The sequence below is a fragment of the Bacillus cereus group sp. MG1 genome (assembly GCF_040460035.1).
In the GTDB taxonomy this organism is placed as follows: domain Bacteria; phylum Bacillota; class Bacilli; order Bacillales; family Bacillaceae_G; genus Bacillus_A; species Bacillus_A cereus.
The window spans coordinates 13,390-32,283 of record NZ_JARVGY010000001.1 but is presented as its reverse complement, the minus strand read 5'-3'; the positions used below and the strand labels follow the sequence as shown (position 1 = coordinate 32,283).

Here is an 18,894-nt window from a genome sequence, read left to right as displayed (position 1 = left end):
TAAATTGGGGAAAATATAGAACAATTAAATTTCAAAAAAGCATTCTCGATTAGAAAGAATGCTTTTTTGCTGTGATTCTAGAAAAGTTGACATTGTTAATGGCAAATAGAAGGAGATAGCAAATTGAAATGGACAAGTGGAGTGTTACGTTAAATTCAAAAAACAGATTTTCATGAGTAGAATTTTATCATTGTATGCTTTACTTGTTTTTTAGTAGTATTATTCTGCTTGAAAAAGATAAACAATGGAACAAATGAAACTTGTATCTTGTCTATATATTGAAACCATAATAAAAGTGAGGGCAGTTTTTATGTTTATTCAAATAAGTTTGAGGTGTGGAAATGGAACAGACGTTTATTGAAAAGTGTAATCATGATGAGCTGGACTATGTTATAAAAGACTATTGGCAAGATGTATGGAATTATTCATTTATTATTACGAAAGATCCACACTTATCAGATGATATCACGCAAGATGTATTTATAAAGGTGTTTAAAAATTGGAATTCATTTCGAAAGGAGTCATCTATTAAAACGTGGATATTAAAAATCACAAGAAATACGGCAATAAACTATTTGAAATCCTCTTATTTTAAAAGGATATCTTTAATAGGATTTTTTAGTGACGATAAGCAATCCCTGTCAGCAGAACAAGAATTTTTTAAGCAAGAAGAAATGAATGATGTGTGGAAGGTTGTATTAGAACTACCTAAAAAGCACCGTGAAATAATTATATTGGACGCAAAATATGAATTATCTTATGAAGAAATGGCTGAAACATTAGGAGTATCCATTGGAACTGTAAAATCGAGATTAAGTAGAGCGAGAAGTAAGGTTTCAAAATTAATAGGGGAGGGTAGTAGTGATGAACAATAAACAAAATCCTGACTGGTATAGAAAAATAAAAAAAGGGCCAATGGAGAATCGTAAAGATGAAGAAGAATTTATTTCTAAAATAAAGCAGTCTATATATGAAAATAATGAAGTGGATTTTGTAAAACATAAAAGACCATTTCGTAAAAAAGCATTACCTATTGTAGTTGTTTTGGTTTGTACAATGTTATTTTTCATTGTTCAACAACCTTGGCTTGATGATAATAAATCGCCGGTACAAAGTAGTACTCAAATTAAGCCTAAAACAAAAGATGAGTCTGCTCAAGATCCATCATTAAAACAATTTATGAATGAACTATATCAAAGTACGAACTCAAAAAATGAAAATAACTTGTACAAAGCGTTAAATGATGAAGTTCTATTTAAAGGAAAGAGTTATAGGAAGGATGAACTGAAGTTTGATGAAGATATCTTTCATGAGTTGCAAGTCGCCCTTACAATGGGAGGAGAGTTTGCAAAAGATACAAAGCAAGTATATAAAGTACCAAGTGGATTGACAGAAAGTAACCAACCAAACCAAGCGCATTTTATATATGCAACTGTTACTGGAAATAAAACGAAAATTTTAGCTGAACCAAAGAGAGAATCACAAGTTTTATATGAAATATCTAATGAAATGGTAAAAGCTTGGATTCCAGAAAAAGTGCAAAATGATGGATATATAAAAATTTCGACAATTAACGGTAATACTGGATATGTACAGAAAGAGTACGTTTTAACTGATATTAAATATTCATTTATGTTCGAAAAGAATAATGAAGGAACATGGAAAATAATAAATATAGATTCTATATGGTAAAAGAGGAAGGTTCACTTTAATGAACCTTCCTCTTTGTTTTTATTCTCTTTTTGAAGAGTATTCCAGTACTCTAAAATTTCTGATGTAACGAGAGCGGCAATGTTTTTTTCTGAATTACTACCAGGAATAACGACAGAAACGGCAATTTGTGGATCTTCAGTAGGAGCATATGCAATGAAAAGAGAATGATTTATCATTCTTTCTTGCTCATTCGGAAAACCTGTAATACCTGTTTTACCTGCGACGTCAAAGGGCAACTTTTTAATTTCCTCTATATTTTGACTCATTCCACCTTGCACGACACTCCAAAAGTTCATCGGGTAACGATTTGAACTTTCTAAAATTGGTTTAAACTTTTTTGTTTCCTTACCGTCCGGACTAATAATTGCACTTACAGTTTGAGGTTTATATTTATCACCTTTACTTGCCAAAGTTGCTGCATATTGAGCGAGTTGAAGAGGGGTATGCACTTCATTTCCTCCCCAAGAGGCGTTTAATAAAGCGGAGATTCCATTTTCAAACTTATTAGATGGATGGAATTCATATTGTCCGTCTTCTTCAAAGGGTAAATCAATCCCGGTTTTAGAACGTAGGCCGAATTGCATTAAATAATCTGTCCATATATGTGCCACTTTTTCTATATTCCCATTATTTTGGTTGAATAGGGGCAGAGCTACTTTTGCTGTCATAAATGTGTTAGATGAATTAATGATAGCCTGCCTCGGTGTAATCTCCCCTGTTGGTGTTCCAGGCGCATTCGTAATGTTATTTTGATTATCATACTGAAAAGTACCTTTATCTAAATAAGTATCTTCGGGTTGGAAAAGCTTTTCGTTTAATCCAATTAAAATAGTGAGTGGTTTTATAGTAGAAGCCATATTTACATAAGATTCACCATACTTTAATTTTTGAATTGCTTTATTTTGCGAAAGAGAGTTAATGTTTTCTTTTCTAGAAGATACACGTGTATTTAATATATTTGGATCAAAAACTGCCGTGTTGGCCATAGTTAAAATTGCGCCAGTTTTTGCATCGCTTACTACAGCATAACCAGCTTTAGCATCAGGTATTTTCTTAATTTGAGATCTTAATGCTTCTTCTGCTTTTTGCTGCAACTCAGAGTCTAAAGCTAGCCGTACATCTTTACCTATTTGTACTTTTTGAATGTCCCATAAGAACTTTTTATTATTCAATTTAAAAATAAGAGTTTTACCTGGTTTTCCTTTTAAATCATTTTCATATTGCAGCTCAATCCCGCTTTTTCCAACAGCCATATGCTTTGAATTAAGGTCATTTTCTACATACCCAATTACTTGTGAACCAATTTCGTGTTTAGGATAATATCGAATCCATTCATCTTTAATTATTACATTATTGGGTTTGTTTTTGTTTATGAATGCAAGTTCATTCTCAGTTATATGAGAGTATAACGGTATATCATTCATAGTCTGCTTTTTACAAGATTGTTGTAATTGAGATTTTATGTTCTCTGTAGAAATATCATGTTGAAACTCGCTTGAAAATTGATTAAAAAAAGCTAATGTGTTCGATGTATCTTGTTTCGATAGCTTTTCATCATTAGAAGTGCAATATAGAGACTTAACTTTCTTATTTGTAGCTAGTATTACACCATTTTGATCAAAAATCTTTCCTCTTTCAGCTGAAGAAGTTGCGATAGTAATTGAAATGAAGTTGATTTTTAATAAAATTAGTAAAATCAAACCTACAATAGAAAGAACCGCAAAAAATCTCCATCTTTTTGTATGTAACATATAACCCTCCCTTATGTAGCCTATTTCATCTTATATTTAATTATTTTTTTTGTAAATGTGGAACAACTTTATTGTTTAGGTTGTCTATTAAGTATTAAAGCATGAAGAAAGGAATAATTAGCATGAAAATTTACTAGCAAGTCTATATGTAAGTTTAATAAGAGTCATTATACAGTTTAGCACTTCTAATGCAAGCGGCAAAAAAATAGAGAGAAAACAAGAAGGGAGAGTTATTAATGCCGTAGCTAAACGAAAAAGAATGGATGCTTACAAGGATTAAGCAAAAAATTGAGGCGATATTTATAACCGATTAGCGGTATCTAATATATAAGAAATGCTTTTAGTATTTGTAGCAATTTCTGAAAGGATTAAATGGAGGATTTATGAAAGAACAAAAAGGCAAGAAGCAGAAGACATATATATCTATTCGATTAAATATAATGTTCCTTTGCATATTTGTACTATTCTCAGCTATTATTATGCAGCTAGGAAAGGTACAAATCGTTGAGGGAGAGGCTTATAAGAACCAAGTGGAAAGTAGTCAAAATGCAATAACTAGTATTCCAGTTCCACGTGGACAAATTTTAGATCGAGAAGGGAAAACAGTTGTTAATAATAAATCTCTTCGCACAATTACGTATACAAGGGTGAAGGGAATTACGAGTGAAGATATTTTAAAAACAGCAAAAGACTTGGCGAAAGTACTTGAAATGCCTGAACAAGATATAAATAAATTAACAGATATCGATAAAAAAGATTTTTGGATGCAGTTGAATTCGAAACGTGCGGAGACAAAGATTACTAAGAAAGATATAGAAAAGTTTAAAGAAAAGGGTATAGAGGGAAAAGAGTTAGATAAAAAAATAGAAGACTTAAGACGAGGTCGGGTTACAGAGGTAGAATTAGCAGAATTAACAGCACAAGATTTAAAGGTGTTAGCTATTAAAAGTAAAATGAGTTCAGGTTATCAACTAACACCACAAATCATTAAAAAAGATGTAACAGATGAAGAGTATGCGCGGATAAGCGAAAATCTTGCGAATTTTCCAGGAGTAGATGCAACTGTTGATTGGGAACGTAATTATGTAAACGATAATTTATTTCGTTCTGTATTAGGAAATATTACGAGTAGTGAAGAAGGATTACCGAAAGAAAATTTAGATTCTTATTTAGTACGTGGATATAACCGTAATGATCGTGTTGGAAAAAGTTATATTGAACAACGATATGAAGATGTATTACACGGCACAAAAGAAGAAGTAAAAAATATTACTGATAAATCAGGAAACATTGTTAGCACAGAAATAATCTCTAAAGGAAAAAGTGGTAATAGTTTAACATTAACGATTGATATGGAATTACAAAAGAAAGTGGAAGAAAGTATAGAAAAAAACTTGAGAGCTTTTAAGAGTTCAGAGCCACTGCTCGATCGAGCTTTTGTTGTCATGACGAATCCAAATAACGGACAAATTTTATCAATGGCAGGCAAAAAGATTGTAGAAAAAGAAGGGAAAATAGAGGTTGAGGATTTGGCATTAGGAAACATGACAACTTCGTATGAGCTAGGGTCAGCTGTAAAAGGTGCTACTTTATTAACTGGATATGAGACAGGGGCAATACATCCAGGAGATCAATTTTATGACGCGCCGATGAAATTTAAAGGTACACAAGCTAAGAAATCGTGGAATGTATCCGGATTTGGTAATATTAATGATTTACGGGCTTTACAAGTATCTTCGAATGTATACATGTTCCAGACAGCTTTAAAAATTGCGGGGGTCAATTACGTACCAAATGGCTCATTGGATATTAAACAAGGAGCATTTGATACGATGCGCTATTATTTCAAGCAATTTGGTTTAGGTGTCCCAACAGGTATTGATTTACCGAATGAAATAATTGGACAAACGAGAAAAGTAGATAGTCAACCTGGGTTTTTACTAGATTTTTCTATCGGTCAGTATGATACGTATACGCCGTTGCAATTAGCGCAATATATTTCAACGATTGCGAATGGTGGTTATAGAATGCAACCTCAAATTGTACAAGAAATACGAGAACAATCAATAAAAGAAGAGGTTGGCAAAGTTATACGTTCCATAGAACCTGTCGTATTAAATCGAATTGATATGAAGAAAGAACATATTGATCGGATAAAAGAAGGGTTTAGATGGGTATTCCAAGAAGGTGATGGAACTGGCGTGAAATATTTCAAAAACGCGCCATATAAACCAGCAGGAAAGACAGGAACAGCCCAAACTGTATATGGTGGAGATGACCCGATTGGTAGAAATGCAAAAGGAGAACGTATGGAATGTTACAACTTAACGTTAGTTGGATATGCTCCATATGATAATCCAGAAGTAGCATTTTCCGTAGTAGTTCCATGGCTTCATGATGATAAAAATGGAATTAATTCTATAATTGGAAAGGAAGTATTAGATGTATACTTTGATTTGAAACAGCAACGTATACATGGTGAAGCTACTAGTACAGGTAGTTCTAAGCAAAATTAGAGTACTTTTCTCAGGGAAGAGACCCTGTTCATATAAAGCCATTTATAAGTAAAAAAATGAAATATGAAATAAGAGATAGAGGCGTCGTAGCTACTATCTCTTATTTTGTTAATAACTCTCATACTAGCTATAATTTTTTTAGTTTGTGGAACAAATTTGGTTCGGTGATTGTCTATTATGTGTACGTATAAAAAGGTGCTAAAAATTTGGAAGGAATGATGATTTTGAAAAATAAGAGGATGCTAAAAATAGGAATATGCGTTGGTATATTAGGTTTAAGTATTACAAGCCTAGAAGCTTTTACAGGAGGGGCACTGCAAGTTGAAGCGAAAGAAAAGACTGGACAAGTGAAACATAAAAATCAGGCGACGCATAAAGAGTTCTCACAACTTGAGAAAAAATTTGATGCTCGAGTAGGTGTATATGCGATTGATACTGGTACAAATCAAACAATCTCTTATCGATCTAACGAAAGATTTGCCTTCGCATCAACCTACAAGGCTTTAGCAGCAGGAGTATTACTACAGCAAAACTCAATTGATACATTAAATGAAGTAATCACATTTACGAAAGAAGACTTAGTGGATTATTCACCTGTTACAGAGAAACATGTAGATACTGGAATGAAACTAGGAGAAATTGCTGAGGCTGCTGTTCGTTCAAGTGATAATACTGCAGGGAACATTTTATTTAATAAAATAGGCGGACCTAAAGGATATGAAAAAGCGCTTAGGCATATGGGGGATCGGATTACTATGTCTGATCGCTTTGAAACAGAATTAAACGAAGCTATTCCAGGAGACATTCGTGACACTAGTACAGCGAAAGCTATTGCTATGAATCTTAAAGCTTTTACGGTCGGAAATGCACTTCCAGCTGAAAAACGTAAAATTCTTACAGAGTGGATGAAAGGAAATGCTACAGGGGACAAACTTATTCGTGCAGGCGTACCAACTGACTGGGTAGTTGGAGATAAATCAGGTGCTGGTAGTTACGGGACAAGAAATGATATTGCTATCGTTTGGCCTCCAAATAGAGCACCAATTATCATCGTAATTTTATCTAGTAAAGATGAGAAAGAGGCAACCTATGATAATCAACTCATTGCAGAGGCAACTAAAGTTATAGTTAAGGCTCTTAGATAATAATCTCTCAATTCTTTATGTAATATCATTAAAAATAAGAACTTGGAAAGCGATTCTTTTTAGTATGATGGCTGTAAATTAAAATACTATAAAAACAACGCTATAAAAAAGATCCTAGTGTGTACTAGTGTCTTTTTTATGTTACCGATTTACTTCATCTTTTAATCTTGCTATTTGCCATGCAGTAAGACCCCACCTCAAAATTCAACGAAAGAAAAGAAGTTAGGTGGGGCCCTGCTGCCCGTAAAAGCCCGATTGGTGAGGGCTGATTAAAGTTTCACTTTATAATAACCATGTTTTACAACTTGCCTAGTTTCTTCAATAGCATGTGTTTCAGCAATTTCAGCAATATCAACTACAATCGTATTTTGTAAGATATTAACTACACAACCTGTTAATTGTAAGGTGGAGTTATTACGATAGGGAAATTGTACGTAGGAACCAATTGTAACATTATTTTTTGTCTCCATATGATACACCTCGTTGTTAAAAGTTTTCTTCTATGTGAAGATTCTTGCATCATATAATACACGAATGAAGATAAAATACAAGAGTGAAAAGAAAGAATATATTGAATAAATTACTCTCGATTAAGCGTAATTTAAATAGTTTTCACATCATAAAAACATTGAAAACTAGAGTGTTTATAAAACTTACTTATTTTATAAAAAACTTAAACAATCCTACATTATGTATCTTGTTTTAATAAAGAGAAAGAATATTAATTAATGGAATTTCACTTTAGTTTTAGGTATATTATAATTGACTGAATGAGTATATTGGTCAGTTAGTGCTATTTTGAGACTTGTAAAGTAGCACTCAGTATGTTTATGGAATTGATTTCATGAACTACGGTTTTGATACTGTGTGATAGGTAAGTGGACGGAAATAATTTAAACTCTTGGGAGGTGGAACAGCCAGTAGTTTCTGTGTGCGGTCTATTAACAATAATTTCATGGTGTTTAAATGGCAAAGTGGATAACGTATTTAATAGGGTAACGCATGATTAGTAGTTATAAGAATCCATACATATACCGTATACCCTTCGGATTAAGTATAGGAAGTTATAGTTTGAGAGAAGTTACATAGTAGGGTGTAACACTAAGATTAAAGAAGCTGATGTAATTATAAAATGACAAAAAGAGAAAAATGTGAGAAATGAGGAATTGAGATGGGAAGTATAAGGACTAAAAATGTTAATAAATTAAAAAGAATCTCGCAAGCAATTTTAATTGTTATTGGAGCATTTATAACCGCGTATGGATTAGAGGCTGTACTTATTCCTAATAATGTCTCAGATGGTGGTGTAACAGGTATAAGTATCGTTAGTTCTCAGTTATTTGGGTTGCCATTAGGTCTTTTAATTGGATTTATTAATATTCCATTTGTTTGGTTAGGTTATAAACAAATCGGTAGAGGATTTGCAATTTATTCAGTTATTGGTATTGTATCACTTGCAATAGGTACTGTGATTATGCATAATGTGCCTACAATTATTGAAGGAGATACATTGCTAGTTACTGTTGTTGGTGGTGTGATTATTGGCTTTGGTATGGGATTGGCACTTCGTAATGGTGGGGCGTTAGATGGAATTGATATGTTAGCGGTATTGTTGTCTAGAAGATTACCGTTTGGCACAAGTGATCTTATCTTGTTTTTAAATATGTTCGTATTTATTTTTGTGTCAACAGTATTCGGTCTTCAGGGTGGAATTTTATCAGCGATTGCGTACTTTATTGCTTCTAAAGTAATTCATATTATTGAAGTAGGATTAAGTGGCTCTAAAACATTTAAAATTGTTACAAAAGAACCTAAATTAATGATAGATACAATTTGGGAACGTCTTGGGAGAAATGCAATCTATAATGAAATGTATGGTGGCTTTTCGAAAGAAGCTTATAAAGAAGTTAGCTGTGTTATCAGTCGTTTAGAAGAGAATAAAATGAAGGAACTTATTCATGAAATTGATGAAAATGCCTTTGTCACTGTATATGATGTTGCGGAAGTACAAGGCGGTAACTTTAAAAAGCATGATATCCATTAAGGGGATTAATTAAGTTAAATATTTTATACATAGTTGATTATTGAAAAAGATAAAAAACTCATCACATATAGATAGACAACTGGTATGTACTAAGATCTACAACTGCAAGGTACATAGAACTAAAACTAAGATATTCATGCGAACTCAAAAAGCCGAATTTCCTTAACTTAGGAATTTCGGCTTTAATGTTATATGATACTATTAGAACAGAACCGGGCATGTTACATCAATGGTAGTGAGTAGAGGATTAGGAAATAGTATCATTCCGCAAAGAATTTTGAATAGGCCAGAGATTGTAGTCGTGCAGTTAAATTAAGCTGTACGATTTTTTTATACAAAAGTGAGTAAAGAGATTTTATGTATTTTGCAGGAGTTAACATTACAATTTTGTTAAAAATTTTCTACGTTACATAAAGTAACAAAATTTGACCCTGATTGTTTGTTATAGTGTAAATAATCAAAAAACTTAAAATTTGTCGAGTGAAAATTGTGATAAGTAATTCATGTAAAAAACTTAAAGGGGTGTACACATGCATAAAGAATATGAAATTGAAGAATACACGGCGATTGAGGAACAAATACATTATTATTGTAAATGTTTATTAGTAAGTCATCCTGATCAAATAATAAAGTATTTAGAAAAAAGGTTAGAAAAATATGCAGAAACATTACAATATGCACATTTATATCCTGACACAGTTATTTTACCGTTACAGCAATTAGTTATTGAATATTCTTTAGATGTTGCTAGAATTCGGAAGTATATGAATTTAAAAACGTAAAGTGAAATTTATAGTTTAAATGAAACAGAGTCGACTTTAGGAAATGAAATTCTAATGTCGACTCTGTTTCATTGTTTAATATCGTTGATTAAACATACATACTAATCAATGAAGTTTGACATATAATTAAGCAAGGGTAAAATAAAAGTGAGTACTCACTCATTTTATTGGAAAAGGAGGATGAAATGTGCAACAACCTTCCATTATTTTACGGACTGTATCAAAAAGTTTTGGAAAAAAAGAAGTGTTACACAATCTTTCATTGCAAGTTGAAAAAGCAGAAATTTTTGGTTTTGTTGGACCTTCTGGATCGGGGAAAACAACGCTCATTAAAATGATTGCAGGTATTAATGAGGCAACGAAAGGTGAAGTGCTTGTTAATAATACTAATATGCCTAATTTAAATGAAATGAAAAGAATTGGTTATATGGCCCAGGCGGATGCATTATACGAAGAATTGTCAGCATATGAAAATGCAGATTTTATAGCAACGATGTATGGACTAAAGGGAAAACGTAAAAAGACAAGAATTGCAGAGGTTTTTGAACTTGTACAATTGTCACAGTATATGAAAAAGCAAGTACAACAATTTTCAGGCGGAATGAAAAAACGCTTATCATTAGCAATAGCGCTCCTTCACGAACCAGAAATATTAATTTTAGATGAGCCTACAGTGGGGATAGATCCGCTTCTTAGAAAAACGATTTGGGAAAAATTTTATGATCTTAAAAAGAAAGGCACAACGATTATTGTAACGACGCACATTATGGATGAAGCTGAATTTTGTGAGCGTCTAGGGTTAATTAGAGAAGGGAAACTAGTTGCGGTTGGAACAACTGAAGAATTGAAAAAACGCGTTTCATCTGGACGGATTGAAGATGTCTTTTTGCTAGAAGAGGTGGTGCCATCATGAGAGTTACTGGTGTAATTATACGTATTATTCGTCAATTTTTTCGAGATAAGCGTTCGTTAGCAATGATGTTTGGAGCGCCGATGTTATTACTTTGGCTTTTGTCACTAGTGTTTACACAGAAAGACTATATACCGCAAATTGCTGTTGTTGATATGCCCGCTCAAATAGTAAAAGTGATGAAAAATCAAGAAGCGTCAATTTATGAATACAGTAAGGAAAAGGCGATTTCTGAGTTGGAAAAACAAAAGGTAGATGCAGTATTTCGAATAGAGAATGGAAAAATGAAACTTCTGTTGGAAGGTAGTGATTCGTCAAAAAATCGTGCTGTACTTCAAGTATTGCAAAAAAGCACAGAGAAGAATGATGTATCGATTATGAAACCTGAAGTAAATTATTTACATGGCTCTAAAGACTTTACGATGTTTGATGGGCTTGGTCCTGTATTAATTGGTTTCTTTACATTTTTCTTTGTATTTATATTATCAGGTGTATCTTTCGTAAGAGAACGTTTAAGTGGTACGCTAGAAAGGTTATTATCCACCCCAGTAAGAAGATGGGAAATAGTCGCAGGTTATATTATTGGTTTTGGAATCTTTGCCTTTATACAATCCATTATTATCGTAAGCTTTTCCGTTTATATTTTAGATTTATACGTAGCTGGCTCCATATGGCTAACGCTACTTATTACATGTATGCTCTCTTTAACTGCACTAACATTAGGTACGTTTTTATCGGCATACGCAAATAATGAATTTCAAATGATTCAATTTATACCGCTTGTTATTGTGCCACAAATCTTCTTTTCTGGATTGTTTCCAATGGAATCTATGAATAAGTGGCTACAAATGTTAGGGAAAGTATTTCCACTCACATACGGCGCTGACGCAATGAGACAAGTGATGATTCGGAATCAAGGGTTTACAGAGATTGCATTAGATCTTACTGTTCTGAAACATTTGTCTTGCAAACCCCTTTAAATCAACGTTTTTAACCATTTTCAAAGGGGTTTGCAAACGTTTTGCAAACATTGGTATCAAAATATACTTTTTGCGAATGTTTTAACCGCGTCTTCTTGCATATTCGGTAAGACATGAGAATACACCCTTAAAGTTAAAGAGATATCAGTATGCCCCAAACGCTCACTAACAACTTTTGGATGAACCCCTTGTTTTAATAAAAGGGTTGCGTGTGTATGTCTTGTATCATGAAATTTAATTTTTTTAATCCCAGCATTTTTAATTATCCTATAAAAGTGTCTAGTAAAAGTTGTTCTTATTGTGACTTTCCCTAATTTGTTACAAATGATTAAATCTAAATCGTGATAGGCTGGACCGATTCGTAATTTATCTTTATTTATTTGTAGCTTGCACTTTTTTAATTCTTCAATTACTTCTAAAGGGATAGGGATTGTACGCTTTGAAGAATTAGTTTTAGCACTTTGTTTAATTAAATTATCATGACCTACTGTTTGGTTAATTGTAACTGTATGGTTATTGAAATCAACATCCTGCCAACGTAACCCAAGAACTTCTCCCAAACGCATGCCTGTAGTTATTGCAAGAAGATATCCAATATGATATTGTGAATCTTGTGAATGTAATAAAAACTGTTTTACTTCTTCCTCTGTCCAAGTCTGGATGGAGCTTTTTTCTTTTTTCGGTATCACAGCAAAGGTAGCTGGATTTTTAGAAATAATATTTTGTTTTACAGCTAGATTTATAGCTGCTTTTAGGGTTCGATGCAGAAAGAGTATAGTGTTGTTTGCAAGGCCATTATTCAGTGCAGATTGATAACACCTTTGTATGTGCATTACATTTAATTTATGAAGTGGAATCATGCCTATGGTAGGTATAATATGTTTGTTTATATTGGACCGATATCTAGAAAGGCTACTCTTTTCTACACTCATCTTTTTAACTTCTAACCACTGAATCAAATAATCCTTTAAAGTGAGCTTAGACGGCTCCACAAAATTCCCTTCATTCAACTCCGTAATCTTTTTTGCCACATCAGCCTGTGCTTCTTTTTTTGTCTTATACCCAGAAAACCACTTCTGTCTTCTTTTTCCTGTCTCTGGATCAGGACCTATATCAATAACGATACAGTATTTATTTCCTCTTTTTCGAATATGTCCTTTCACTTAAAACACTCCTTCATCTTGTTTTGAATCATGTTGTATAAGCCTAGTTGTAATTTTGCTGCTATGGAAATTACATGTTTGGACATATCAGCGATGGATATATTTTATCATATTTAAATTGTTATTAATTAATAAAAGTAGCCGTTAAGGTTATTTTTATTTTTCTAAAATTACGTCGAATTAGCAGAAGTGTCTTCTTCAAAATATTTCTCAAGTTTTATTTGTCACTTAACAGAATACACGTTTGTTTACTTATGATAATATACGCTTATAGAATAAATTAAGAAGGAGGATTAATGTGAAACCGTTACATATTGAAGTTTGTAATATGATTGAAGACGATGAGAACTTAACATTTACGGATGTTGCAGAGTTACTCGGAGTAAGTATTCAATATATATCGAAATTTAAAAATAAAGGGATAATAGGTTTTTGTAAATTATTGAAAATTTCTTATATATTAACTACTTCCGCTGAAGAGCAACGCAAAGTTATGTCGGATTGGTGTTTAAAATTGGAAAAAACAGAAGCGATAAAACAAAGCTTTGAGTATGCAACAATTACAAGGAATATTTCACTTTTAGAAAAACTTCTAGGGAAATATAAACATGAAAATGGAACGATTAAAGAATATGTATCGGTTTATAAAATACTGTATAACTATATAACCAATGAAATACAAGGCGATAAATTAATCGATGAAATGCAAACAATAGGTCTCCCAACTGATTCGGACTTGCGTATTTTAATGAATATAATGAAGTGTTATAATTACTACTTTTCTAAGGAATTTGTTTTGATGTTAGGAGTTGCGCAAGAAACAGAAAAACAAATAATGAAGTTGAAAGGTGAAAGAAAATTATTTATAAAGCAGTGTTATATACATCGGATTGCTGAAGTATTAGGGCCGGCATATTTACGTTTAAATAACTTGGAAGCAGCGCGGCATTATGCATACATCATTAAACATGCTAATATCAGTAAAAAAATGCTTTCTGATGCTTTGTATACTATAGGAATGTCATACTTGACGGAAAATAAAGAACAATGCATTAATTCCTTGAAGAAAAGTTATAAAGAAGCTAAAATGATAAATGAGAAACCATTAGAGGTTGAGGCTAAATGTAACTTAGAAATGGCAGAAATGTATTATGAATTAGTGAATAGTGACCGCGTTAAAAGCATGCATTTTATAATGAAAATGGAAGAAATGTTTTATCAAAGAGAAAATGAAGATTTTATAAAATTCTTTAAAGCTGCTTGTCAAGAAAGCAATATTGAATTACATAAATGTTTACGTGAGTTTTTCACACAATCCAATTATTTATTTTCCAGCTTAATAGCTAAGGAGTTATATAGACGTGGTGAACAATCTATGGTTATTGAGTGGATGATTGATTTTAAAAAAGAACGAGGAGATGGATATTTTGAAGAAGATTCTATTGATGTCTTTCATGGTATTATCACTAGTAACAACAGGTTTAGCAAATGATTATAAAACAGTAAACAAAAGTAGCATTGACAAAACAACTTATATGCAAGTTGATATTAAGCCAGGAGGCTAAATGAAAGTGAAAATACGATCGAAAGATCGTATTTTTTTTGTTGAATTCACATACTTGCCAAAATTCAATAATTAAAATTTGAGTTAGTTTAGCTTTGTTTTGGTAGAATTTTGTTAAAATTAACTTATAAATCAGAAATATCAGCAAAGGGGAAGGCTTTAATGAAGGATGAGAAACATGTAGAGAATTTAATCTTAATTAAGAAAGCTTTATTACTTGTAGGATTCAAAAAAAATCGCAAGGAAGAAGTATTGAATATGTGCTTAAAGAATGTAAAAGTAAAAAAATTTATTTAAAATAGACTATCTTTTTATTTTGATAGTCTATTTTTATTAGTTATTTCTCTTTGTTTTTTCATAATTAACAAACATCTCCAACTGTTCCAATGCCTTTTTGCGTTGTTTTTCAGGCAAATCATTAATGATTTGAAGGATTTCTTGGGCTTCTTTTGTAAGTTGTAGATCTTGGTCTGCTGTTAAATGTGGTGAATCAGATACTCCCAATAGGTAATCAGTAGTAACTTTTAAATGATTTGCTATCTTTTGCAGTGTACGTATACCCGGTTTCTTTTTTCCCTCAACATAATTATAGACCGAAACATGGCTAACACCAATCGCATCAGCTAACTGTTGTTGGGAAATTCCTTTTCTATCAATCAGCGATTTCAACCTTTCATGATTAAACATATTCCAAGCTCCCTAAAATTTATTTTATATTATTTTATAACGTGCTCATTTTATTTTATATTACCTCACTGACATTATATATTAACTATCAGTTAAGTTGGAAGGGTAAATTTTTAAACAATTTTTCAAAAAGACTTGAACTTAACTAAAGGTTAAGTTATTATGTGTTTAACAACAAAAATAGAAGAGAGGAATTGCATATGAAGACTTTAAAACAGCTACGTGAAGAACGAGGTTATAGGTATAAGGATGTAGCTGAAGCAGTTGGTATAACTGAAGTATATTACTGGTATATAGAAAACGGTCAGCGCCGTCCCTATTATGATTTAATTGTAAAGATTGCTGATTTTTTTAAAGTGAAACTAGATGAAATAAAAATTTTTTGATTTCAACTTAACTTATAGTTAAGTTGAGGGCTATGGTTAAAAGGCGAAAAAAATTATCGTATTTGTTGTAGCGTTTGGCGGGTTTACATATCCGATGGGGTGTATAGACAAAAAATTATGAGGGAGGAACAAAAATGACAAGTACATTAAACAAAATGGGGTTAGATGAAATCATTAAAGAATCCGTTCGTGAAGTTGTCCGTGAAGAAATTCAAGCGGCTTTAGTTTCATTTCAACAACAATCACAACCAAATAAAGTAATGCGAGTGAAAGAAGCAGCCGCCTATCTTAACATAGCAGTTTGCAGAATGTATGAATTAGCAAATCATCCGCAATTCCCAGTAATTAGAGAGGGGCGTAAGTTACTCTTCTTACAAAAGGATTTAGAAGCTTGGCTTGAAGCACAAAAGGAGGTGATTTAGTGGAAGATACAACATCGTTAGCTATATTTGCAATGATAATCGCATGTGGTTCGTGGTTGTTTTACATCACTTATGAGCCAATAAAACAATGGGCTTGGAGTGATATAGAACAAAAGGAAAAGACCCACTGCAATGGGTCTCTTTAGAAAAAACACTTGATGTTAGTATATCACGGAAAGTAGGGAAATAGTACATGGATTTAATTGAATATCAAGTGCTATTACCTAATAAGTTCTGGGGCTTAGCAGAGAGCAATGATGAATTAAAGAAGATGATTGAAAAATATTGCAAAGTTGGTTATCCGCATTATGAAATTCAACGAATTATCAAAAGTGGACAAGCATATGTGGCGGTTTGTACAAGGAGGTAAATATTTATGTCAAACGTAGTAACTGAAATTGGTGGGCTAAATTTCAAAGGTAATGTGGTAGATCATGAATGGTTTAATTACATCACTTTTAGTAATGGTAAGCCTCACATTGTAGCGATTATGGTATTGAGCGAAATTGTTTATTGGTATCGCCCTACAGTTGTTCGAGATGAAATAGATGGGAAAGTAACTTACAAGAAAAAATTTAAAGCAGACAAGTTGCAAAAAAATTATCAACAGTTGGCTGATACTTTTGGATTTACAAAATTACAAGTGAAGAGAGCGTGTGATTTATTAACTGATATGCTACTTGTCAAAATCGAGTTTAGGACTATTAACGCTGATGGGAAAATTTTGAATAACGTAATGTTTGTGGAACCTGTACCAACAGAAATAAGGAAAATTTCTAGTATGTATCAACAAATAAAAGAAGACCCTGGTTACTTAGAAGTAAATAGGGTGGTTACTTCTAAATCAAGACCCTCGTTACTTACAAGTAAGGAGTCTCCTAACTTCAAAGTAAAGACAAATACAGAGATTACTACAAAGAGTACTACAGAGAATGTAAGTAGTAGTAGCATTTTCTCTTTCTACGAAAATAATTTCGGTATTTTAAATTCATTCATAGCTGAAAGTATTTCGCAATGGGTAAATGATACAAGCGAAGAACTTGTACAAGCAGCTATGGAGCGTGCTTTGAAACAGCAAAAGAAATGGAATTACGCTGAAGGGATTTTAAAACAGTGGGTTAACAAAAATATTCGTACTTTAGCTGATGTTAATGCAGCGGAAGAAGAATACAAAAGACAGCAGAATGCTAAAAAAATAAGAAAAGGAACAATTAAAGGAGGTTCGACTCATGGAAGCTCTAAATCAGGTGATGACGAGGATTTTGAATACATCGGCTTGTGATGATAAGGAAGAAGGTTATGAATGTCCCGATTGTAAAACATTTATACCTGCTGTTCCTGTAGAAGTACCAGAGTTGAAGATAAAGCGAAAAGTGTTTCCTACTTGTGAATGTGTGGTAGCTAGAGAAGAAGCAAGAATTCGGGAAGCACAAAATTTCGCTAAAAAGCGTGAGATTGATAAGTTGTTTAGTATCAGTAATCTCGGTGAACGTTTTAAGAAATCGACATTTGAAGCGTTTAGAGAAAGAGAAGGGTCTGTAACCGCTGGGCAAATTGCACAAAAATATGTGAATGAATTTAAGAAATGGAACGGAGAGTCGCTCATGATTTGGGGCGAACCAGGTAATGGAAAAACTCATTTAGCAGCAGCAATTGCAAACGAGCTTTCAAAACAAGGATTTATTGTTGTATTTCAAAGTGTACCAGAGTTATTACAACGTATTCGAAGTACATTTAACAACGATAACAAAGAAAATGAAACGCAAATTATGCGAGCTCTTTTGGAATGCGACTTACTTATTTTAGATGATATTGGTGCAGAAAAAACAACAGAGTGGGTAGAAGAAAAATTATTCAATGTAATTGATGGTAGATATCGTAAGGAATTACCTACATTATACACAAGTAATTTGCGACCAAAAGAATTACAAGAACAAGTAGGGAAACGTTCTTATGATCGTATGGTTGAAACAAGTTTAACTATAAAAAATGAAGCAACAAGTTATCGCCGGGAAATTGCGAAACAAAGATTACAAGCTTTTGGAGGGTGAGTATATGAAAAAAGCAACAATTATGAAAGCTGAACAGTTTCAAGAGGATTTTTTAAAAGGTAAGAAATCATTAAATGATTTAAGAGAAGAACTTGGTTTAGAGAAGTTAAATGAACCGGCATTCAATACTTTATTGAAGGTCAAAGTAGAAAATAAAAGAGTCGTAAATTTGATTCATCTGAACAGAGAAGAATTTAGTACGGAAACCATTCATACAAGGGCGATTCCAGCAATTAATGATTGTTTTAATGAATTAAGAATTTTTAACTACGGGTGTGCAAATACGTTTGAAGAATATGAAAAGTTGGTACATGAGGATTGTGAAATGATAAAAAAAACAATCAACAACTACATTGATGCAATGGGAAAAGCGATGTTGCATTTAGGAATGTCCGTGGATAAATGGGAAAAATAATTCTCCGTAGCGCCAACTACGAAGAATTATAATTAATAAATTTCTCTAATTGCAAAATTTACAACTTTATTGTCTTCTTCTGGATTGTGTTTTACAGTATATCGAATCTTACCAGAGCGATTTAGTTGATTCACAATTTCAATTAACGTATCCGGCGAAAGGTGTTGGAGTCTTTCGTCGGATAATAAAAATTTCATATTTAATGATTTTTGAGAATCCGGATGTAATAAATCCCTATTTTCGATAATGATTTGAAGAACACGTTCTTTTATAGATAAATGCATCATAGTTTTACCTCCTTTCCAAATATATGTTTATTTTACATGAATTTAGCAATAAGGTTGTCCGAAAAAATTAATAAGGGT

Annotated in this window: 22 protein-coding genes and 1 pseudogene; 18 read left to right on the top strand and 5 right to left on the bottom strand. The window is 32.5% G+C overall.

Translation table 11 applies throughout. The features are described from left to right. Positions 1–341 precede the first annotated feature (341 nt). Entirely contained in the window at positions 342–875 is a 534-nt protein-coding gene (locus QCI79_RS00230) for an RNA polymerase sigma factor (RefSeq protein ID WP_000438327.1), read from the top strand. Further along, the gene (locus tag QCI79_RS00225) at positions 865–1,692 is read left to right on the top strand and encodes an SH3 domain-containing protein (protein ID WP_001060763.1); all 828 of its coding nucleotides are present in this window, start codon (positions 865–867) and stop codon (positions 1,690–1,692) included. The genes QCI79_RS00230 and QCI79_RS00225 overlap by 11 nt, the downstream gene beginning before the upstream one ends. An 11-nt stretch (positions 1,693–1,703) precedes the next feature. Here the strand turns inward: QCI79_RS00225 and QCI79_RS00220 are convergent, their stop codons facing one another. Next, on the bottom strand, positions 1,704–3,464 hold the full coding sequence (locus QCI79_RS00220) for a peptidoglycan D,D-transpeptidase FtsI family protein (protein ID WP_000903340.1): 1,761 nt from the start codon (positions 3,462–3,464) through the stop codon (positions 1,704–1,706). A gap of 383 nt (positions 3,465–3,847) precedes the next feature. On the opposite strand from QCI79_RS00220, the gene QCI79_RS00215 reads away from it, so the two are divergent. Both QCI79_RS00215 and bla read left to right on the top strand, forming a co-directional pair. Next, positions 3,848–5,980 carry a peptidoglycan D,D-transpeptidase FtsI family protein gene (locus QCI79_RS00215; protein ID WP_000662988.1) on the top strand — a complete coding sequence of 711 codons (2,133 nt, stop codon included), beginning with the start codon at positions 3,848–3,850 and terminating at the stop codon, positions 5,978–5,980. 218 nt (positions 5,981–6,198) lie between these two features. After that, positions 6,199–7,125, top strand: coding sequence for a class A beta-lactamase Bla1 (bla, locus tag QCI79_RS00210; RefSeq protein ID WP_002101021.1), 927 nt, complete (start codon positions 6,199–6,201; stop codon positions 7,123–7,125). A gap of 269 nt (positions 7,126–7,394) precedes the next feature. Here bla and QCI79_RS00205 read toward each other — a convergent pair whose 3' ends face one another. Continuing rightward, positions 7,395–7,595: a DUF2187 family protein gene (locus QCI79_RS00205; protein WP_000448567.1), complete on the bottom strand. Its 201-nt coding sequence runs from the start codon at positions 7,593–7,595 to the stop codon at positions 7,395–7,397. A gap of 701 nt (positions 7,596–8,296) precedes the next feature. Between QCI79_RS00205 and QCI79_RS00200 the strand changes: the two genes are divergently transcribed. From QCI79_RS00200 to QCI79_RS00180, 5 genes and pseudogenes are all read left to right on the top strand, one after another. Beyond that, positions 8,297–9,169 (top strand): YitT family protein, encoded by an 873-nt coding sequence (locus QCI79_RS00200; protein WP_000534865.1) that lies wholly within the window; start codon positions 8,297–8,299, stop codon positions 9,167–9,169. Positions 9,170–9,392: 223 nt separating this feature from the next. Continuing rightward, positions 9,393–9,485, top strand: a pseudogene (locus tag QCI79_RS00195) (phosphoesterase); the annotation flags it as partial. 214 nt (positions 9,486–9,699) lie between these two features. Continuing rightward, on the top strand, positions 9,700–9,951 hold the full coding sequence (locus tag QCI79_RS00190; RefSeq protein WP_000548621.1) for a hypothetical protein: 252 nt from the start codon (positions 9,700–9,702) through the stop codon (positions 9,949–9,951). Between the two features lie 187 nt (positions 9,952–10,138). Further along, a complete protein-coding gene (locus QCI79_RS00185; protein ID WP_001187071.1) occupies positions 10,139–10,864 on the top strand; it encodes an ABC transporter ATP-binding protein in 726 nt (241 codons plus the stop codon). Further along, entirely contained in the window at positions 10,861–11,841 is a 981-nt protein-coding gene (locus QCI79_RS00180; RefSeq protein ID WP_021729726.1) for an ABC transporter permease, read from the top strand. The genes QCI79_RS00185 and QCI79_RS00180 overlap by 4 nt, the downstream gene beginning before the upstream one ends. 56 nt (positions 11,842–11,897) lie before the next feature. Here the strand turns inward: QCI79_RS00180 and QCI79_RS00175 are convergent, their stop codons facing one another. After that, positions 11,898–13,004: a site-specific integrase gene (locus tag QCI79_RS00175; RefSeq protein WP_021729725.1), complete on the bottom strand. Its 1,107-nt coding sequence runs from the start codon at positions 13,002–13,004 to the stop codon at positions 11,898–11,900. Between the two features lie 298 nt (positions 13,005–13,302). Between QCI79_RS00175 and QCI79_RS00170 the strand changes: the two genes are divergently transcribed. Both QCI79_RS00170 and QCI79_RS00165 read left to right on the top strand, forming a co-directional pair. Then, positions 13,303–14,496, top strand: coding sequence for an AimR family lysis-lysogeny pheromone receptor (locus QCI79_RS00170; RefSeq protein WP_021729724.1), 1,194 nt, complete (start codon positions 13,303–13,305; stop codon positions 14,494–14,496). Between the two features lie 234 nt (positions 14,497–14,730). After that, positions 14,731–14,865 carry a hypothetical protein gene (locus QCI79_RS00165; protein ID WP_021729722.1) on the top strand — a complete coding sequence of 45 codons (135 nt, stop codon included), beginning with the start codon at positions 14,731–14,733 and terminating at the stop codon, positions 14,863–14,865. A 36-nt stretch (positions 14,866–14,901) separates the two neighbouring features. Here the strand turns inward: QCI79_RS00165 and QCI79_RS00160 are convergent, their stop codons facing one another. Beyond that, positions 14,902–15,255 carry a helix-turn-helix domain-containing protein gene (locus tag QCI79_RS00160; protein ID WP_000481768.1) on the bottom strand — a complete coding sequence of 118 codons (354 nt, stop codon included), beginning with the start codon at positions 15,253–15,255 and terminating at the stop codon, positions 14,902–14,904. A gap of 200 nt (positions 15,256–15,455) precedes the next feature. Between QCI79_RS00160 and QCI79_RS00155 the strand changes: the two genes are divergently transcribed. The 7 genes from QCI79_RS00155 to QCI79_RS00125 all read left to right on the top strand — a co-directional run bounded on the left by QCI79_RS00155 (position 15,456) and on the right by QCI79_RS00125 (position 18,529). Beyond that, the gene (locus QCI79_RS00155; protein WP_000854265.1) at positions 15,456–15,641 is read left to right on the top strand and encodes a helix-turn-helix domain-containing protein; all 186 of its coding nucleotides are present in this window, start codon (positions 15,456–15,458) and stop codon (positions 15,639–15,641) included. A gap of 155 nt (positions 15,642–15,796) precedes the next feature. After that, the gene (locus QCI79_RS00150; protein ID WP_021729721.1) at positions 15,797–16,063 is read left to right on the top strand and encodes a helix-turn-helix domain-containing protein; all 267 of its coding nucleotides are present in this window, start codon (positions 15,797–15,799) and stop codon (positions 16,061–16,063) included. Then, positions 16,063–16,209, top strand: a complete 147-nt coding sequence (locus QCI79_RS00145; RefSeq protein WP_021729720.1) for a hypothetical protein — start codon at positions 16,063–16,065, stop codon at positions 16,207–16,209. Before QCI79_RS00150 ends, QCI79_RS00145 begins: the two co-directional genes overlap by 1 nt. Positions 16,210–16,256: 47 nt before the next feature. Further along, positions 16,257–16,433 carry a hypothetical protein gene (locus tag QCI79_RS00140; protein WP_021729719.1) on the top strand — a complete coding sequence of 59 codons (177 nt, stop codon included), beginning with the start codon at positions 16,257–16,259 and terminating at the stop codon, positions 16,431–16,433. Between the two features lie 6 nt (positions 16,434–16,439). Continuing rightward, a complete protein-coding gene (locus QCI79_RS00135; RefSeq protein WP_021729718.1) occupies positions 16,440–17,345 on the top strand; it encodes a DnaD domain-containing protein in 906 nt (301 codons plus the stop codon). Next, on the top strand, positions 17,293–18,114 hold the full coding sequence (locus QCI79_RS00130; RefSeq protein ID WP_023901538.1) for an ATP-binding protein: 822 nt from the start codon (positions 17,293–17,295) through the stop codon (positions 18,112–18,114). The genes QCI79_RS00135 and QCI79_RS00130 overlap by 53 nt, the downstream gene beginning before the upstream one ends. A 4-nt stretch (positions 18,115–18,118) precedes the next feature. Beyond that, on the top strand, positions 18,119–18,529 hold the full coding sequence (locus tag QCI79_RS00125; RefSeq protein ID WP_021729716.1) for a hypothetical protein: 411 nt from the start codon (positions 18,119–18,121) through the stop codon (positions 18,527–18,529). Positions 18,530–18,561: 32 nt separating this feature from the next. On the opposite strand, the gene QCI79_RS00120 is transcribed toward QCI79_RS00125, so the two are convergent. Then, entirely contained in the window at positions 18,562–18,816 is a 255-nt protein-coding gene (locus QCI79_RS00120) for a hypothetical protein (RefSeq protein ID WP_021729715.1), read from the bottom strand. Positions 18,817–18,894 lie beyond the last annotated feature (78 nt).

Bases quoted from the DNA above. Each gene is read 5' to 3' on its own strand.
- QCI79_RS00230 (WP_000438327.1), top strand. From the start codon at position 342: ATGGAACAGACGTTTATTGAAAAGTGTAATCATGATGAGCTGGACTAT.
- QCI79_RS00225 (WP_001060763.1), top strand. From the start codon at position 865: ATGAACAATAAACAAAATCCTGACTGGTATAGAAAAATAAAAAAAGGG.
- QCI79_RS00220 (WP_000903340.1), bottom strand. From the start codon at position 3,464: ATGTTACATACAAAAAGATGGAGATTTTTTGCGGTTCTTTCTATTGTA.
- QCI79_RS00215 (WP_000662988.1), top strand. From the start codon at position 3,848: ATGAAAGAACAAAAAGGCAAGAAGCAGAAGACATATATATCTATTCGA.
- bla (WP_002101021.1), top strand. From the start codon at position 6,199: ATGATTTTGAAAAATAAGAGGATGCTAAAAATAGGAATATGCGTTGGT.
- QCI79_RS00205 (WP_000448567.1), bottom strand. From the start codon at position 7,595: ATGGAGACAAAAAATAATGTTACAATTGGTTCCTACGTACAATTTCCC.
- QCI79_RS00200 (WP_000534865.1), top strand. From the start codon at position 8,297: ATGGGAAGTATAAGGACTAAAAATGTTAATAAATTAAAAAGAATCTCG.
- QCI79_RS00190 (WP_000548621.1), top strand. From the start codon at position 9,700: ATGCATAAAGAATATGAAATTGAAGAATACACGGCGATTGAGGAACAA.
- QCI79_RS00180 (WP_021729726.1), top strand. From the start codon at position 10,861: ATGAGAGTTACTGGTGTAATTATACGTATTATTCGTCAATTTTTTCGA.
- QCI79_RS00165 (WP_021729722.1), top strand. From the start codon at position 14,731: ATGAAGGATGAGAAACATGTAGAGAATTTAATCTTAATTAAGAAAGCT.
- QCI79_RS00160 (WP_000481768.1), bottom strand. From the start codon at position 15,255: ATGTTTAATCATGAAAGGTTGAAATCGCTGATTGATAGAAAAGGAATT.
- QCI79_RS00155 (WP_000854265.1), top strand. From the start codon at position 15,456: ATGAAGACTTTAAAACAGCTACGTGAAGAACGAGGTTATAGGTATAAG.
- QCI79_RS00150 (WP_021729721.1), top strand. From the start codon at position 15,797: ATGGGGTTAGATGAAATCATTAAAGAATCCGTTCGTGAAGTTGTCCGT.
- QCI79_RS00140 (WP_021729719.1), top strand. From the start codon at position 16,257: ATGGATTTAATTGAATATCAAGTGCTATTACCTAATAAGTTCTGGGGC.
- QCI79_RS00135 (WP_021729718.1), top strand. From the start codon at position 16,440: ATGTCAAACGTAGTAACTGAAATTGGTGGGCTAAATTTCAAAGGTAAT.
- QCI79_RS00130 (WP_023901538.1), top strand. From the start codon at position 17,293: ATGGAAGCTCTAAATCAGGTGATGACGAGGATTTTGAATACATCGGCT.
- QCI79_RS00125 (WP_021729716.1), top strand. From the start codon at position 18,119: ATGAAAAAAGCAACAATTATGAAAGCTGAACAGTTTCAAGAGGATTTT.
- QCI79_RS00120 (WP_021729715.1), bottom strand. From the start codon at position 18,816: ATGATGCATTTATCTATAAAAGAACGTGTTCTTCAAATCATTATCGAA.